A 15,156-nucleotide genomic window follows, 5' to 3' on the forward strand; every position below is an offset into this window, starting at 1 on the left:
GCGCGCGCTGTCCGCGCCGCAGCTTCTCCTGGTCGACCCAGTCCGGAAGCTCCTCCACGGCCGTGAAGAACTCGCGCAGCGGCTCCGGAGCGTCGGGGACCGCGTCGATGCCGTGGGTCAGTGCCCTGTCGAACAACGGACGTGTCTGTTTGACGCCGACGGTCGACATCCATTCGACGAGGCGGTCCACCGGTTCGTCGCCGACCGTCAACCGCTCGCCCAGCCGGCGCCACTGCTGCGGTGTCGGCTCGCCGATGCCCATCGCCTTGGCCATGACGCGGATGCTGGCAGGCACCGGGCGTGGTCGCTCCGGGTGACGCGTCGGGGTAGGACGCTGCATCGTCGCGATTCCCTTCAAGCCAGACTGACAACGCGTGTAGTCGAAACTATTCGCGCACATCGCCGGATGTCAATCGGCGTTTTCACAGCCGGCTCATAGGTGGCACATGACGGGCTCATCGAAACGGCTCGCATGATGTCAGGCATGACCGAAACACCCGAACCCGCCACCACCCCCGTGGTCGCAACACCTGAGCAGGATCCCGTCGCCCCGCGCCGCTCGAGGCTCGGCGCCGCGGCGGCCTGGGTCGGCATCGTCGCCGGTGTCGTGTTCATCGTCGCGGTGATCTTCTTCTCCGGATTCATCCTCGGCGCGCACTCCGGCGGGCATCACCGCGGTGGCCATCACGGCGGCCACGACCGCGGTACCGCGATCTTCCACCGCGGCCCGCCGCCGGGGTTCCCGATGGGACCGGGCGGGGAGTTCGGCCGACCCCCCTTCGGCGGCCCAGGCAACTCGCAGGGTCCGCGTTTCCAGCCGCCCGCGCCTCCGCAGTCGCCACAGGCGCCGACCACATCCGCGCCGGCCCGCCCGTAACGATCACGAGTCGACACTGCGCCACGGAGTCTCGTCGACGGCACGGCCGATTGACGAGCGGGGACGGGTGTCTTGCCGTCTGCGCGTGGGCTGGCATGATCGAGCCCATGAGCATTGAGGTCAAGTACACCGCAGAGTCCACCGCGTCGGGAGGCGGCCGCGACGGCCACGTCCGGTCCTCCGACGGCAAGATCGATCTCGATACCCGTCCGCCCACGGAGCTCGGCGGTAGCGGCGAGGGCGTGAACCCCGAACTGCTGTTCTCGTCGGGTTACGCGGCATGCTTCCTCGGGGCGCTGCGGCTGCAGGCCCGCAACAACAAGATCGACATCGACGAAGCCACCTCGATCACCGCGCAGGTCGGCTTCGGTCCGGACTCCGAGGGTGGCTTCGGGCTCACGGCCCACCTGATCGGCTACCTGCCGGGCCTAGAGCAGAGCGTGGCCGACGACCTGATGGCCAAGGCCCACGACTTCTGCCCCTACTCGAAGGCCACACGCGGCAACATCGAAGTCAAGTTGTCCGCGAAGGTCTGATCGATGCGGGCGGTCGCCGCAGCGCGCGTCGGCGTGGTCATCGGCTTGTCGATGGTGGCGCCCGCCGGCCTCGCCTCGGCGCGCCCTTCGGATCCGGGCGTGGTGAACTATGCCGTGCTGCCGAAGGGCTCCGTGGGCAACATCGTCGGCGCCACAATGCGATTCGAGTCGTTGTTCACCGAACCGGTGCAGACCTTCTCGGTCGACAATCCGGCGTGCAACAACTGGGCAGACGTCGGTCTACCCGACGTCTACGCCGACCCGGACCTCGCGTCGTTCAACGGTGCGGTGACCCAGGAGTCGCCCACTGATGCGACGCATCTGATCAAACAGGCGGTCGGCGTGTTCGCGACCGCTGACGCCGCCGACCGAGCCTTCCATCGCGTCGTCGACCGCACGGTCGGCTGTAACGGTCAGACCACCGCGATGCACCTGGACAATTTCACGACCCAGGTGTGGACCTTCACCGGTGGGCCCGCCTCGGCGACGGACGCCGACTGGGTCAAGCAGGAGGCGGGTACCGATCGCCGCTGCTTCACCACTACACGCAAACGCGAAAATGTTTTGCTGCAAGCCAAGGTCTGCCAGTCCGGCAACGGCGGGCCCGCGGTGAACGCACTGGCAGGGGCGATGCAGAACACACTCGGGCAGTAGCCGGAAGTGGCGTTGAAGTTCGCGTAACGAAAGCGTCATCCAAAAAACGCGAGACTTTGTCGGTCACGTCTGGAAGATGGTTGAAGGGGGCGAGCGGTCCACTCCCGGAAGGGGATGGTCGGAATGACTTTCACCATCACGTCCGAGGTGGAGGACGCGCACCCGCCGCCGGCCGGGTGCATCCAGCTGACCAGCGCCGACGCCGCTGCTCGCCGGGTTGCCGACGGATGTCTGCGCGACGGTCCGGTAGGGCAGGTGGGACTCGAGATCGAGGCGCACTGCTTCGATCTGACCGATCCCATGCGCAGGCCCGCGTGGGCTGAGCTCACCGCGATCATCGCCGACCTACCGCCGCTGCCCGGAAGCAGCAGGGTCACCGTCGAGCCCGGCGGCGCCGTCGAGTTGTCCGGGCCGCCGCTTGCGGGTCCGCTCGCCGCGATCGACGCCATGATCGCCGACCGCGCCGTGCTGCGCGCGGCGTTCGCGCGCGCCGGGTTCGGCCTGGTGCTGCTGGGGGCGGACCCGCTGCGACCACCCGAACGGGTCAATCCGGGCGCGCGCTACCGGGCGATGGAGGCGTTCTTCACCGCAAGCGGTACCGCGGCTGCGGGCGCGGCGATGATGACGTCGACGGCCTCGGTGCAGATCAACCTCGATGCGGGCCCCCGAGAGGGCTGGGCGGACCGGGTGCGGCTCGCCCACGCGCTCGGGCCGACGATGGTCGCGATCGCTGCGAATTCGCCGCTGCTCAGCGCAGAGGTGTCCGGGTGGCAGTCGTCGCGCCAACGTGTATGGAGCCAACTGGATTCCGCCCGCTGCGGGCCCGTCCTCGGTGAGATCGGCGACGACCCCGCCAGCGACTGGGCGCACTATGCGCTCAAAGCGCCGGTGATGCTCGTCAACCATGCCGATGCCGACGCCGAACCGGTCTCCGAATGGGTGCCGTTCGCTGACTGGGCCGACGGACGCGTCGAGCTTGGGGCGCGCCGTCCCACCGTGGCCGATCTCGAATACCACCTGACGACGTTGTTTCCGCCGGTGCGGCCGCGCCAGTGGCTCGAGATCCGCTATCTGGACAGCGCGCCGGACGCGGTCTGGCCAGCGGTCGCGTTCACGCTCGTCACCCTCCTCGACGATCCGGCGGCCGCCGACCTCGCCGCCGAGGCCACCGAACCCGTCGCCACCAAATGGGACCAGGCGGCCCGCGTCGGCCTGGCCGATCCGCGATTGCAGGCCGCCGCCGAACGGTGCGTGCAGGCGGCCGCCGAACGAGCCCCGGCCGAGCTCGAGGAATCGATGCAGCAGCTGTTGCGTTCGGTCGAGCAGGGACGGTGTCCGGCCGACGACTTCGGCGAGCGCGCCGCACGACACGGGATCGCGGCCGCGGTCACGCAACTGGCACGAGGGGAACTGTGACGCCTCGCGAAACCATCGCGCGCGAACTGACCACGGCACGCGGGCGCACCTTGCTGCTCGTCGACTTCGACGACGCGGAGCTGGGCCGCCAGTACAGCCCGCTGATGAGCCCGCTGGTGTGGGATCTCGCGCACATCGGGCAGCAGGAGGAGCTGTGGTTGCTGCGCGACGGCAACCCGGACCGGCCGGGGATGCTGCGTCCCGAGGTCGAACGCCTCTACGACGCGTTCGTCAACTCGCGAGCCAGCCGCGTGAACCTCCCGCTGCTGCCGCCATCGGACGCCAGGACCTACTGCGCGACCGTGCGGAACAAGGTGCTCGACACGTTGGACGCGCTGCCCGAGGACGACCCGGGGTTCGTTTTCGGACTGGTCATCAGCCACGAGAACCAGCACGACGAAACCATGTTGCAGGCGCTGAACCTCCGCAGCGGGCCGCCGCTGCTCGAGCCCGGGATCCCGCTCCCCGAAGGCCGTCCCGAGGTGGCCGGCACGTCGGTGCTGGTGCCCGGCGGCGAGTTCGTGCTCGGTGTCGACGCCGCCGCCGAACCCTTTTCACTGGACAACGAACGGCCGGCGCACACCGTCGACGTTCCTGCCTTCCGCATCGGTCGCGTCCCGGTGACCAACGGCGAGTGGCGCCGGTTCATCGACGACGGCGGATACGACGAACCCCGGTGGTGGTCGGACCGCGGTTGGAAGCACCGGACCGAGGCGGGTCTTCGGGCGCCGCAGTTCTGGGATCCGGACGGCACGCGCACCCGGTTCGGCCACGTCGAGGAGATCCCCGACACCGAGCCGGTCCAGCACGTCACGCTCTTCGAAGCCGAGGCGTACGCGGCGTGGGCGGGCGCCCGACTGCCCACCGAAGTGGAATGGGAAAAGGCGTGTGCCTGGGACCCGGCCGTCGGAGCGCGCCGCCGTTATCCCTGGGGCACAAGCGAACCCACCACCGCGCTGGCCAACCTCGGCGGAGATGCGCTGCGCCCCGCCCCCGTCGGCGCATATCCGGCCGGCGCCTCCGCCTACGGCGCCGAACAGATGCTCGGCGACGTGTGGGAGTGGACGACGTCGCCGCTGCGACCCTGGCCGGGATTCACACCGATGATCTACGAGCGCTACTCACAGCCCTTCTTCGACGGCGACTACAAGGTCTTGCGCGGCGGGTCGTGGGCGGTCGCATCCAGCATCCTGCGGCCCAGCTTCCGCAACTGGGACCACCCCATCCGACGCCAGATCTTCTCCGGCGTGCGACTGGCCTGGGACGTCGGCGATGAGCCGCTTGCGCGAAGAGAGAATGCTGACGATGAGCCGCTCGCGCGAAGAGAGACTTCTTGATGTGCAGGCACCTCGGGTGGCTCGGTGAACCGGTTTCGGTGGCGTCGCTGATCCTCGACCCCGCCAACGGGCTTCTGGTGCAGTCCTATTCACCGCGCCGCCAGAAGCACGGCCTGATGAACGCCGACGGCTGGGGCGTCGGCTTCTTCGACGGACCGACCCCCCGCCGGTGGCGCAGCGCGACGCCGATGTGGGGCGACGCTTCGCTCGCCTCGGTCGCGCCGGCCCTGCGCAGCGGTTGCGTGGTCGCGGCGGTTCGGTCGGCGAGCGTCGGCATGCCGATCGAGGCGACGGCTGCCGCGCCGTTCACCGACGGGCACTGGCTGCTCTCCCACAACGGCCTGGTCGATCGCGCGGTCCTGCCGCTGTCCCCCCGCGCCGAGTCGACCAACGACAGCGCCCTGCTCGCGGCGCTGATCTTCGACCGCGGGCTGGACTCGCTCGGAGAGACCATCACCGAGGTGGCCGCGGCTGATCCGAACGCGCGGCTGAACATATTGGCGGGCAACGGAACACGTCTGCTCGCGACCACCTGGGGCGACACACTGTCGGTGTTACGCCGTTCCGACGGCGTCGTCCTGGCCAGTGAACCGTACGACGACGACCCGGCCTGGCAGGAGATCCCGGATCGGCACCTTGTCGAGGTTTCGCCCTCCGGCGTGCACCTGCTCGAACTGAAGGGATCCTGATGACAGTCCAGCGGGGAGCCGATCGCGCGGGCACGCTGTCGTTGTCCAACCACCTGTCCGCCGACTCGGCCGCGACCGCGCTGCGTCGCGATGTGCTCGAAGGACTGACCTCATCACCGAAGTCGTTGCCGCCCAAGTGGTTCTACGACTCCGTCGGCAGCGACCTGTTCGATCAGATCACGCGACTGCCCGAGTACTATCCGACCCGCGCCGAGGCCGAGATCCTGCGGGACCGGGCGGCCGAGATCGCCGCGGCATCCGGTGCGGACACGTTGGTCGAACTGGGCAGCGGCACATCGGAGAAGACCCGCCTACTGCTCGACGCCCTGCACGACAACGGCTCGCTTCGGCGGTTCATCCCGTTCGACGTCGACGCGAGCGTGCTCGCTGCCGCGGGCGCGGCGCTTCAGGACGACTACCCCGGGCTCGAGATCGACGCCGTGTGCGGCGATTTCGAGGAGCACCTCGACCAGATCCCCCGCCGCGGACGTCGTCTTGTCGCGTTTCTGGGCTCGACGATCGGCAACCTCACCGCCGGTCCGCGTGCCGAGTTTCTGGCGGCCCTGTCCGAGACACTGCACCCCGGTGACAACCTCGTGCTGGGTACCGACCTGGTGAAGGACACCGACCGCCTGGTGCGCGCCTACGACGACAGCGCGGGGGTGACCGCACGCTTCAACCGCAACGTGCTGGCGGTCGTGAACCGTGAACTCGGCGCCGATTTCGATCTGGACATGTTCGAGCATGTGGCGCGCTGGAACGCTGACGACGAGCGTATCGAGATGTGGCTGCGCGCCACCGAAGCGCAGCGGGTCCGTGTCCGCGACCTCGATCTGACCGTCGAGTTCGCCGCCGGTGAGGCGATGCTGACCGAGGTGTCCTGCAAGTTCCGGCCCGAGGGCGTCCAGGCCGAACTCGCCGCGGCAGGGCTGCGGATGACGCACTGGTGGACCGACGCCGCGGGCGACTTCGGGCTGTCGCTGTCGACGAAATGAGCCTCGCGCAGCGGTGGCGGTCGGCCCGCCCGGCCGTCGCCGGAGTGCACCTGGACAGCGGCGCCTGCTCCCGCCAGAGCTTCGCGGCCATCGAGGCGGCCGCACAGCACGCGCGCCACGAAGCCGAGGTCGGCGGTTACGTCGCCGCCGAGGTCGCCGCCCCGGCACTCGACGCGGGCCGCGCCGCGCTCGGCGCCCTGACCGGGCTGACAGCCGGCGACGTCGTGTTCACCACCGGAGCGAATGCCGCGCTGGACCTGCTGCTGAGCGCCTGGCCCGGGCCCCGCACGCTGGCGTGTCTGCCGGGTGAGTACGGCCCGAACCTGGCGATCATGGCGGCCAACGCGTTCGCCGTGCGCGCGTTGCCCGCCGACGGCGACGGCCGGCTCGACCCGGAGGCGGCCGCCCGCGACCTTGCCGACGATCCGCCCGCCCTGGTGCACCTGACGGCGCTGGCCAGTCACCGCGGGCTCGCCCAACCGCTCTCGGCGCTGGCCGTCACATGCGCGGACCTCGGTGTGCCGCTGGTCGTCGACGCCGCCCAGGCGCTCGGTCATCTCGACTGCGCGGTCACACCGGCGGCGATCTACGGTTCGTCGCGCAAGTGGATCGCGGGTCCGCGGGGCGTGGGTTTTCTGGCGGTCCATCGCGAGCTCGCGCAGCGGCTGCGGCCCCGGTTGCCGCCGCCGGAGTGGAACCTGCCGCTGCCGGTCCTGTCGCGCTTGGAGCATGGCGAGGCGAATATCGCTGCCCGCGTAGGCTTCTCGATCGCGCTGGGAGAGCACCTCGCACACGGGCCGGAGCGGGTCCGGGCCCGGCTGGCGGAGGTGGGGGTGATGACCCGCGACGCTTTGGCCGGCGTCAAGGAATGGCGGGTAATCGAGCCGCGCGACGAGCCGACCGCGATCACCACGCTTGCGCCGACCAACGGCGCCGACCCTCAGGAGGTGCGCAAGCGGTTGATCGCCGAACACCGGATCGTCACCACCTACGCCGACGCGCAGCGGGCTCCGTTCGAGATGACGGCACCCGTGCTGCGGGCATCCCCACACGTCGACGTCACCACCGAGGAACTCGAGCGGTTCGCCGCGGCGTTGGCCGCCGTCGGGTGAGGGGTCAGCCGGTTCGGTGCACCAGCAAGGTCGCCCGGTAGTCCGACAGAGGCGGGGCGTCATCGGGCGTGCGGGGATAGGGGTCGAGCGCCTGCAGCGTCAGTTCGTAGTTGCCCGTCTGGACCGTCTGCCGGTTCTGGCCAGGCGCGGGATTGGTGTTGAACTCGACGGTCTCCTCGCCCGCGCGTCCGTCGTCGACCATGACGATGACGCGTGCCTGGCCCGTCCAGAAGCATTCGACCTCGGTGGGGCAACGCGAATCCTCCGGCACCGCGGTGAACCGCAGGCGCAGCGACTCACCGGTGAGCGAGGCCTGCTGGCCGCCGGCCAGGACGAACGGCCGGTCGAGCCGGGCTTCGACGGTGTCCGCGCGCGCCTGCTGACCGCCGTGGCACGCCGCCGCCATGGCAATGAGCACCAGCAGCCAGAAACCGCGAACGACCGCCCTCACTCGTCGAAGCCCTCGTCCCAGGTGTGCACGGGCTCGTTGTTGTGCATCCGCGCCCCGTACCGGCGCAGCATCTCCGCCAGTGCGGCGGGCCGCGCCATACCGCGCTCCTGCAGGGCGCGCACGGTCGCGACCTGCCAGGTGGCGCCGTTGCGCCCCGTCTTCGCGCGGCCCTCGATCACCCCGAGGTACCGGTCGCGCACCTCGGCGGCGACCTCCCAACGGCGCAGGCCCTCGTCGGCCATCGGCAACAGCTGGCGCAGCACCAGCTCGTCGGCGGTCACCTCGCCGTAGCCGGGCCAGTACAGCCTGGCGTCCATCCCGTGCTGCGCCGCCGCGATGAAATTGTGTTGCGCCGCAGCGAAACTCATCTTCGTCCACAACGGTCTGTCCTCTTCGGACAGCGTCCGCAGCGTGCCGTAGTAGAACGCGGCGTTGGCCATCATGTCGACGACGGTCGGCCCTGCGGGCAGCACCCGGTTCTCGACCCGCAGATGGGGGCGGCCGTTCACGACGTCGTAGACCGGCCGGTTCCACCGGTAGATGGTCCCGTTGTGCAGCCGCAGCTCGGAGAGTTTCGGCGTACGGCCCTCGGCGAGTTCGCGGACCGGGTCCTCGTCGGACAGTTCCGGTAGCAGCGACGGGAAGTAGCGCACGTTCTCCTCGAACAGGTCGAAGATCGACGTGATCCAGCGTTCGCCGAACCACACGCGCGGACGGACGCCCTGGGTCTTGAGTTCGTCGGGGCGGGTGTCGGTGGCCTGGGCGAACAGCTCGATGCGCGTCTCGGCCCACAGTTCGTGGCCGAAGAAGTACGGGGAGTTGGCCCCCAGCGCCAGTTGCGGACCCGCCAGCACCTGAGCCGCGTTCCAGTTCTGCGCGAAGTCGGCAGGTGACACCTGAAGATGCAGTTGCATGCTCGTGCACGCGGACTCCGGTGCGATCGAGGCGGTCTGCAGACTCAGCCGCTCGGGGCCGACGATGTCGATCAGGATGTCCTCGCCGCGGGCGGTGAAGATCGAGTCGTTGAGCGCCTGATACCGCGTCGACTCGCTCATCCACCGCCCGGCCAGGTGTTCGGGCAGCAGCGTCGGCAGGATCCCGATCATCACGATGTGCGCATCGTGGCGGTTGGCCTTCATCTCAGCCGCGTTGAGGCTCGCCCGCACCTCGGTCTCCAGGTCGAGCGCCGCGCGTCCCGGCAGGCGTCGCGGAGGCACGTTGAATTCGATGTTGTAGGCGCCCAGTTCGGTTTGGTACGCCGGATCGGCGATGGCCTGAAGGACCTCGGCGTTGCTCATCGCGGGCTGATACGCCGAGTCGACCAGGTTGCATTCGATCTCCATGCCGGTCAGCGGCCGTTCGAAGTCGAAGCTCGACTGGGCGAGCATGGTCTCGAAGACGTCGAGGCACTGTTGCACCTTGCGCCGGTACTCCCGGCGGTGCGCGCCGGTGTAGCCGGTGCCCTTCACTTCCTCGCCCACACCGCCATTGTCGGCGAGCGTGCGTGTTTGCACCCGAACACGCCGCGATTCGTCGACATTTTGCGCACACTCGCCACCCGGACACCGGCTTAAAGCCGGGCGGGGTGGGTAGGTGAAGACGATGGACGTCACCGTCACCTTCATCGGGAACGCCACCACGTTGATCTCGGGCGGCGGCATCACCCTGTTGACCGACCCGAACTTCTTGCACCAGGGCCAGCATGCGTACCTCGGCTACGGGCTGGTGTCCAAACGGCGCAAAGGCCCGGCCCTCGACATCGAACAGTTACCCGCGCTCGACGGGGTGGTGCTGTCGCACATGCACGGCGACCACTGGGACCGGGTGTCGCAGAGCCGGCTCGACCACGGACTGCCGATCCTGACCACTCCGCACGCCGCCAAACGGCTGGAACACCGGGGTTTCGCCCAGGCGCTCGCCCTCGACACGTGGCAGCACCACACAATCACCAAGGGGGCGGTGAGCGTCACCGTCACCAGCCTGCCCGGCCGCCACGCACCCACCCCGGTGGACCGCTTCCTGCCGCCGGTGATGGGCAGCATGATCGAGTTCACCGACGGGTCCGCCCGGCGGCGGCTCTACGTCTCCGGTGACACCTTGCTTGTCGACGAATTACGCGAGATTCCAGTCCGTTTCGAGTCGATCGACGTGGGCGTGCTGCATCTGGGGGGAACGCGGCTGCCGTTCGGCCGGCATCTGCCGTTCGGTCTGACCGTGACGATGGACGGTCAGCAGGGCGCCGATGTGGTCGAACTGCTCGACCTCCCCCGGATGATTCCGGTGCACTTCGACGACTACGGGGTGTTCGCGTCCCCGCTGTCCGACTTCGTCGATGAGATGAAGCGACGCGGACTCTCCGACCGGATCATCGAATTGGAGCGTGGTTCCTCGGTCACCGTTTGATACTTACGCGGTGTCAGCACCATGGCCGAGCGACCTCGACCAAGGCGGGCTCGAACAGGTCTCGAGGGCCGACCGGGTCGCCTCGCTGACGGGTATCCGGGCCGTCGCGGCGCTGCTCGTCATGGCCACCCACGCCGCGTACGGCACCGGCGCCTACAACCGCGGATACGCCGGACTGGTGTTCGCCCGCATGGAAATCGGCGTCGCGATCTTCTTCGTCCTCTCCGGATTCCTGTTGTTCAACGGGTGGGTGCGGGCAGCAGCGACCGGTGCGCCGGCACCGAGTATTCGCCGTTACGCCCGAAATCGGGTGCGCCGCATCATGCCCGCCTATGTGGTGACCGTCCTGGTGGCGTTCGCGCTCTATGAATTCCGCACCATCGAGCCCAATCCCGGGCATACGTGGCTCGGCCTGTTGCGCAATCTGACGCTCACCCAGATATACAGCCCGAACTACATCACCGCCTACATGCATCAGGGGCTGACCCAGATGTGGAGTCTCGCGGTCGAAGTGGCGTTCTACGCGGCGCTGCCGGTGTTGGCGTACCTGTTGCTGGTTGTCCTGTGCCGGCGAAGGTGTCGACCGGGAGCGCTGTTGGCCGGGCTCGCGGCGCTCGCTGCGGTGAGCCCGCTGTGGCTGTATGTCATGCACACCACCGACTGGCTGCCGAACGGGGCGGGGATGTGGCTTCCGCACTACCTGGTGTGGTTCATCGGCGGTATGACCTTGAGTGTGCTGGCGCACAACGGTATTCGATGCTATGCGGTGTCGGCGCTTCCGCTCGCGGTCGTTGCGTATCTGGTCGTGTCGACGCCGATCGCCGGACTCACCGATGCGCCGGCCCTGAATCTCGGGGAGGACATCGCGAAGGTGGTGTTCTACGCGGCGATCGCGACGCTGGTCGTCGCCCCGCTGGCGCTCGGTGACACCGGCTGGTACGCAAGGCTACTCAGTAGCGGGCCGATGGTGTGGCTGGGTGAGATCTCGTACGAGATCTTCCTTCTGCACGTCATCGTGATGGAGATCGCGCTGGTGTCGGTGCTGCGGTGGCCCGTGTACACCGGTTCGGTGGTCGTGTTGTTCCTCGTGACCCTGATCCTCACGATTCCGGTTGCGTGGCTTCTGCATCGGATCACACGCCCGCGGAGCTGACCTGCGACGTCACACGTTTGACGGGCGAAAAGTGGGGTATCAAGTTCCACGTGAGGATGATTGGGTATCTGTTGGTACGGCATCCGGGTCTGTACGACGTGCTCGATGCCCTCATCGAGTTCGGCTATCAGCGTTGGTCGTTGGATCGCGGCGCCGCGTCGGCGCGTCGCGCCACCACGACCTGAGGGCTCAGCGGTCCGCCGCGCAGCTCGACCTCGACTGCGGGATCGGCATGTTCGGCCAGTGCCCGCAGCGCCGACGGACTGTAGCAGCGCAGCGAGGTCGCGACGCCGTCGCGCACGAGCGGCAACAGCCGCGCGAACGGCAGCACGGTCGCCAGACGTATGACATGGAGCGGCGACGGCGGCCGCGGTAAGTCGATGATCAACAGCGTGTCGGCCACCCGGGTGCCTTCGGCGAACGCCCGGACGGCCGCCGCCGGCGGCAGGTGGTGAAACGACAGCGCGAACACCGCGAGGTCGAATGACCCGTCGGCGGCGTCGATCGCCGTGGCATCCAACGCGCGAACCTTCGCGCGCGGATGCGCACCGAGATCGCTCGCGGCCATCGCCGCCACGGCCGCTGCGTCCATATCGGTGACCGTCAACCGAGCCGATGGATGCCAGTCGAGGAGCTTGCGCGACAACTCGCCGTTGCCCGCGCCGAGCTCGAGGATCCTCGGGTCGGCGATGTCTTCGACCTCCGCGAGCGCGACCTCGGCGAATCGCTCGGTGCTGCCGAACCATCCACCGGTCAGCTGGAGCGCCCGGATCACGCCGCGCCTGCGCGCAACGTCGGTGGACGCATCGGATTGCCGGTCGCTCTGCAGCAGCCGGTCCAGGCAGGACGCCTCGGGACCGCCGCGCGGCATCCGGTCGATCTCCGACGTCGCCGACCTCGCGGCCGTATTTTTGGCGGGCTTCTCGGCCATGTAGTCCATGATGGACGACGGACCGCAGCGAGAGGGGAGTGCACGTTGGCTCGAAACGCCGAGTTCATCGCCGCGATCGATCAGGGCACCACCAGCACCCGATGCATGATCTTCGACCACGGCGGTGCCGAGATCGGCCGCCACCAGCTCGAGCACGAGCAGATCCTGCCGAAGGCGGGATGGGTCGAGCACAATCCCGTCGAGATCTGGGAGCGCACGGCGGCGGTGATCATGTCGGCGCTCAACAAGACGAACCTGTCGGCGACCGACCTGGCCGCGCTCGGCATCACCAACCAACGCGAGACCGCGCTGGTCTGGAACAAGCGGACCGGCAGGCCCTACTACAACGCGATCGTGTGGCAGGACACCCGTACCGACCGCATCGCCTCGGCGCTGGACCGCGACGGCCGCGGCGAGGTCATTCGCCGCAAGGCGGGCCTGCCGCCCGCGACGTACTTCTCCGGCGGCAAGGTGCAGTGGATCCTGGAGAACGTCGACGGGGTGCGCCGCGACGCGGAGAACGGTGACGCGCTGTTCGGAACCCCCGACTCCTGGGTGCTGTGGAACCTGACCGGGGGGACGCGCGGCGGGGTGCACGTCACCGACGTCACCAATGCCAGCCGCACCATGTTGATGAACCTCGAGACGCTCGACTGGGACGACGAGTTGTTGTCGTTCTTCGACATTCCGCGCCAGATGCTCCCCGAGATCAAGCCGTCGTCATGCCCGGAGGCCTACGGCATCACCCGCGACGACGGCCCAGTCTCCGGCCAGGTGCCACTGACCGGTGCGCTCGGCGACCAGCAGGCCGCGATGGTCGGCCAGGTCTGCCTCGAGGCCGGCGAGGCCAAGAACACCTACGGCACAGGCAATTTCCTGCTGCTCAACACGGGCGAGAAGATCGTTCGGTCCGAGAACGGGCTGTTGACCACTGTGTGTTACCAGTTCGGTGACGCGAGACCCGTTTATGCCCTGGAGGGTTCGATCGCGGTCACCGGTTCGGCGGTGCAGTGGTTGCGCGATCAGCTCGGCATCATCAGCGGTGCGTCGCAGAGCGAAGCCCTGGCACGCCAGGTCGCTGACAACGGCGGCGTCTACTTCGTGCCGGCGTTCTCCGGACTCTTTGCGCCGTACTGGCGTTCGGACGCCCGCGGGGCGATCGTCGGGCTCTCGCGGTACAACACGAACGCGCACCTGGCCCGCGCGACGCTCGAGGCGATCTGCTACCAGAGCCGCGACGTCGTCGACGCGATGGAGGCCGACTCCGGCGTGCACATGGAGGTCCTCAAGGTCGACGGCGGCATCACCGCCAACGACCTGTGCATGCAGATCCAGGCCGACGTGCTGGGCGTCGACGTGGTCAAACCGGTCGTCGCCGAGACGACGGCTCTGGGCGCGGCCTACGCGGCGGGGCTGGCGGTGGGGTTCTGGGAGAACGCGGACGACCTGCGGGCCAACTGGCAGGAAGGCAAGCGCTGGACGCCGTCATGGAGCGACGAGCAGCGCCAATCCGGTTACGCCGGTTGGCAGAAGGCGGTGCAGCGCACGTTGGACTGGGTCGACGTCGACTAGGCCGCGGCGTCGAGCTCGCGTTTGGTCTCCTCGTCGAGTTCGATGTCAGCGACGGCGGTGTTCTCCTCGAGATGGTTCACCGACGACGTGCCCGGGATCAGCAGCACGTTCGGCGCCACCGACAGCGTCCAGGCGAGCACGATCTGCGCGGGTGTCCGCCCGAGCTTTCCGGCCTCTCGCTGGACCGCCGGATGGCCGAGCACCGGATTGTCGGCGACGAAGCCCGAGCCCAGCGGGAAGAACGGCACGAACGCGATGCCGCGCTCGACGCACGCGTCGAGCACATCCTGCGAGCTGCGGTCCAGGAGGTTGTAAGCGTTCTGCACACAAACGATGTCGGTGCGGTCCAGTGCGATTCGCAGATGGTCGACGCCGACGCTGCTCAACCCGATGCCGCCGATCAGCCCTTCGTCGCGCGCCTTGATCATCGTGGTCAGCTGCCGGTCGAACAGCTCGCGGTCCAGCGGAGCTATACCGCTGGGATCCCCGGAGTGCACACGCAGGTTGACCGCGGCCAACCGGTCGGTGTCCAGGCTGCGCAGGTTCTCCTCGATGCTGGCCCGCAGCTGATCGGGTTCCTGGGCGGGTAGCCACGCACCGGCGTCGTCTCGGACGGCACCCACCTTGCTCACCAGGGCGAGGTCGGCAGGGTAGGGATGCAACGCCTCGCGAATCAGTTCGTTGGCGACATCGGGCCCGTAGAACTGCGCGGTGTCGATGTGGTTGATCCCCAACTCGAGTGCCCGCCGCAGCACGGCGAGTGCTTGGTCGCCGTCCCGCGGCGGTCCGAGAACCCCAGGTCCCGGCAGTTGCATTGCGCCGAATCCAACGCGGCCGACATGGAAAGAGCCCAGCGGGAAGGTCTGCATACTCAATCCGTACACCCTTCCCGCCGGGCTTATTCCGGTTAGGGGCCTATTCGGACTCGCCGAGGATGCCGTAGATCTCGCGGCGGGCGTTGTTCACGATCTCGACAAGCCGCTGCTGTTGCTCTTCGTTGGTGGTGTAGGCCGCCTGCGCGACCGCGCCC

The 15,156-nt window shown here is 68.5% G+C and carries 15 protein-coding genes and 2 pseudogenes; 11 read left to right on the forward strand and 6 right to left on the reverse strand.

What is annotated here, in order from left to right; genetic code table 11:
* Positions 1-340, reverse strand: a pseudogene (locus A5698_RS14810) (oxygenase MpaB family protein); the annotation flags it as partial.
* 144 nt (positions 341-484) lie between these two features.
* Here A5698_RS14810 and A5698_RS14815 point away from each other — a divergent pair.
* The 8 genes from A5698_RS14815 (at position 485) to egtE (ending at position 7,616) form a co-directional block, all read left to right on the forward strand.
* Entirely contained in the window at positions 485-877 is a 393-nt protein-coding gene (locus A5698_RS14815; RefSeq protein ID WP_231967414.1) for a hypothetical protein, read from the forward strand.
* A 107-nt stretch (positions 878-984) separates the two neighbouring features.
* The gene (locus A5698_RS14820; RefSeq protein ID WP_197506782.1) at positions 985-1,413 is read left to right on the forward strand and encodes an organic hydroperoxide resistance protein; all 429 of its coding nucleotides are present in this window, start codon (positions 985-987) and stop codon (positions 1,411-1,413) included.
* Between the two features lie 3 nt (positions 1,414-1,416).
* Positions 1,417-2,067: a sensor domain-containing protein gene (locus tag A5698_RS14825; RefSeq protein WP_068298183.1), complete on the forward strand. Its 651-nt coding sequence runs from the start codon at positions 1,417-1,419 to the stop codon at positions 2,065-2,067.
* 123 nt (positions 2,068-2,190) lie between these two features.
* A complete protein-coding gene (egtA, locus tag A5698_RS14830) occupies positions 2,191-3,483 on the forward strand; it encodes an ergothioneine biosynthesis glutamate--cysteine ligase EgtA (RefSeq protein WP_068298206.1) in 1,293 nt (430 codons plus the stop codon).
* Entirely contained in the window at positions 3,480-4,820 is a 1,341-nt protein-coding gene (egtB, locus tag A5698_RS14835) for an ergothioneine biosynthesis protein EgtB (RefSeq protein ID WP_084792454.1), read from the forward strand. The genes egtA and egtB overlap by 4 nt, the downstream gene beginning before the upstream one ends.
* Positions 4,820-5,509 (forward strand): ergothioneine biosynthesis protein EgtC, encoded by a 690-nt coding sequence (gene egtC / locus A5698_RS14840; RefSeq protein ID WP_068298188.1) that lies wholly within the window; start codon positions 4,820-4,822, stop codon positions 5,507-5,509. Before egtB ends, egtC begins: the two co-directional genes overlap by 1 nt.
* Positions 5,509-6,504 (forward strand): L-histidine N(alpha)-methyltransferase, encoded by a 996-nt coding sequence (gene egtD, locus A5698_RS14845; protein WP_068298193.1) that lies wholly within the window; start codon positions 5,509-5,511, stop codon positions 6,502-6,504. Before egtC ends, egtD begins: the two co-directional genes overlap by 1 nt.
* A complete protein-coding gene (gene egtE / locus A5698_RS14850; RefSeq protein WP_068298195.1) occupies positions 6,501-7,616 on the forward strand; it encodes an ergothioneine biosynthesis PLP-dependent enzyme EgtE in 1,116 nt (371 codons plus the stop codon). Before egtD ends, egtE begins: the two co-directional genes overlap by 4 nt.
* A gap of 4 nt (positions 7,617-7,620) precedes the next feature.
* Here egtE and A5698_RS14855 read toward each other — a convergent pair whose 3' ends face one another.
* Positions 7,621-8,067, reverse strand: coding sequence for a hypothetical protein (locus tag A5698_RS14855; RefSeq protein WP_231967415.1), 447 nt, complete (start codon positions 8,065-8,067; stop codon positions 7,621-7,623).
* Positions 8,064-9,548: a glutamate-cysteine ligase family protein gene (locus A5698_RS14860; protein ID WP_068298213.1), complete on the reverse strand. Its 1,485-nt coding sequence runs from the start codon at positions 9,546-9,548 to the stop codon at positions 8,064-8,066. The genes A5698_RS14855 and A5698_RS14860 overlap by 4 nt, the downstream gene beginning before the upstream one ends.
* A gap of 121 nt (positions 9,549-9,669) precedes the next feature.
* Between A5698_RS14860 and A5698_RS14865 the strand changes: the two genes are divergently transcribed.
* Both A5698_RS14865 and A5698_RS14870 read left to right on the forward strand, forming a co-directional pair.
* Entirely contained in the window at positions 9,670-10,470 is an 801-nt protein-coding gene (locus tag A5698_RS14865; RefSeq protein ID WP_068298215.1) for an MBL fold metallo-hydrolase, read from the forward strand.
* A 10-nt stretch (positions 10,471-10,480) separates the two neighbouring features.
* Positions 10,481-11,623, forward strand: coding sequence for an acyltransferase family protein (locus A5698_RS14870; RefSeq protein ID WP_068298200.1), 1,143 nt, complete (start codon positions 10,481-10,483; stop codon positions 11,621-11,623).
* 127 nt (positions 11,624-11,750) lie between these two features.
* On the opposite strand, the gene A5698_RS14875 is transcribed toward A5698_RS14870, so the two are convergent.
* On the reverse strand, positions 11,751-12,554 hold the full coding sequence (locus tag A5698_RS14875) for a class I SAM-dependent methyltransferase (protein ID WP_231967416.1): 804 nt from the start codon (positions 12,552-12,554) through the stop codon (positions 11,751-11,753).
* A gap of 105 nt (positions 12,555-12,659) precedes the next feature.
* Between A5698_RS14875 and glpK the strand changes: the two genes are divergently transcribed.
* On the forward strand, positions 12,660-14,126 hold the full coding sequence (glpK, locus tag A5698_RS14880) for a glycerol kinase GlpK (RefSeq protein ID WP_068298223.1): 1,467 nt from the start codon (positions 12,660-12,662) through the stop codon (positions 14,124-14,126).
* Here glpK and A5698_RS14885 read toward each other — a convergent pair.
* Positions 14,123-14,995, reverse strand: coding sequence for an oxidoreductase (locus A5698_RS14885; RefSeq protein WP_068298203.1), 873 nt, complete (start codon positions 14,993-14,995; stop codon positions 14,123-14,125). The genes glpK and A5698_RS14885 overlap by 4 nt on opposite strands.
* A gap of 46 nt (positions 14,996-15,041) precedes the next feature.
* Positions 15,042-15,156 (reverse strand): annotated as a pseudogene (locus A5698_RS29020) (PadR family transcriptional regulator); the annotation flags it as partial.

The sequence above is a fragment of the Mycobacterium sp. E136 genome (assembly GCF_001666865.1).
Classification (GTDB): Bacteria; Actinomycetota; Actinomycetes; order Mycobacteriales; family Mycobacteriaceae; genus Mycobacterium.

What these genes read in the sequence shown, in the direction of transcription:
- egtA (WP_068298206.1), top strand. Translation starts at nt 2,191, where the DNA reads ATGACTTTCACCATCACGTCCGAGGTGGAGGACGCGCACCCGCCGCCG.
- A5698_RS14875 (WP_231967416.1), bottom strand. Translation starts at nt 12,554, where the DNA reads ATGGCCGAGAAGCCCGCCAAAAATACGGCCGCGAGGTCGGCGACGTCG.
- A5698_RS14820 (WP_197506782.1), top strand. Translation starts at nt 985, where the DNA reads ATGAGCATTGAGGTCAAGTACACCGCAGAGTCCACCGCGTCGGGAGGC.
- A5698_RS14815 (WP_231967414.1), top strand. Translation starts at nt 485, where the DNA reads ATGACCGAAACACCCGAACCCGCCACCACCCCCGTGGTCGCAACACCT.
- A5698_RS14885 (WP_068298203.1), bottom strand. Translation starts at nt 14,995, where the DNA reads ATGCAGACCTTCCCGCTGGGCTCTTTCCATGTCGGCCGCGTTGGATTC.
- glpK (WP_068298223.1), top strand. Translation starts at nt 12,660, where the DNA reads ATGATCTTCGACCACGGCGGTGCCGAGATCGGCCGCCACCAGCTCGAG.
- A5698_RS14825 (WP_068298183.1), top strand. Translation starts at nt 1,417, where the DNA reads ATGCGGGCGGTCGCCGCAGCGCGCGTCGGCGTGGTCATCGGCTTGTCG.
- egtC (WP_068298188.1), top strand. Translation starts at nt 4,820, where the DNA reads ATGTGCAGGCACCTCGGGTGGCTCGGTGAACCGGTTTCGGTGGCGTCG.
- egtD (WP_068298193.1), top strand. Translation starts at nt 5,509, where the DNA reads ATGACAGTCCAGCGGGGAGCCGATCGCGCGGGCACGCTGTCGTTGTCC.
- egtE (WP_068298195.1), top strand. Translation starts at nt 6,501, where the DNA reads ATGAGCCTCGCGCAGCGGTGGCGGTCGGCCCGCCCGGCCGTCGCCGGA.
- A5698_RS14865 (WP_068298215.1), top strand. Translation starts at nt 9,670, where the DNA reads ATGGACGTCACCGTCACCTTCATCGGGAACGCCACCACGTTGATCTCG.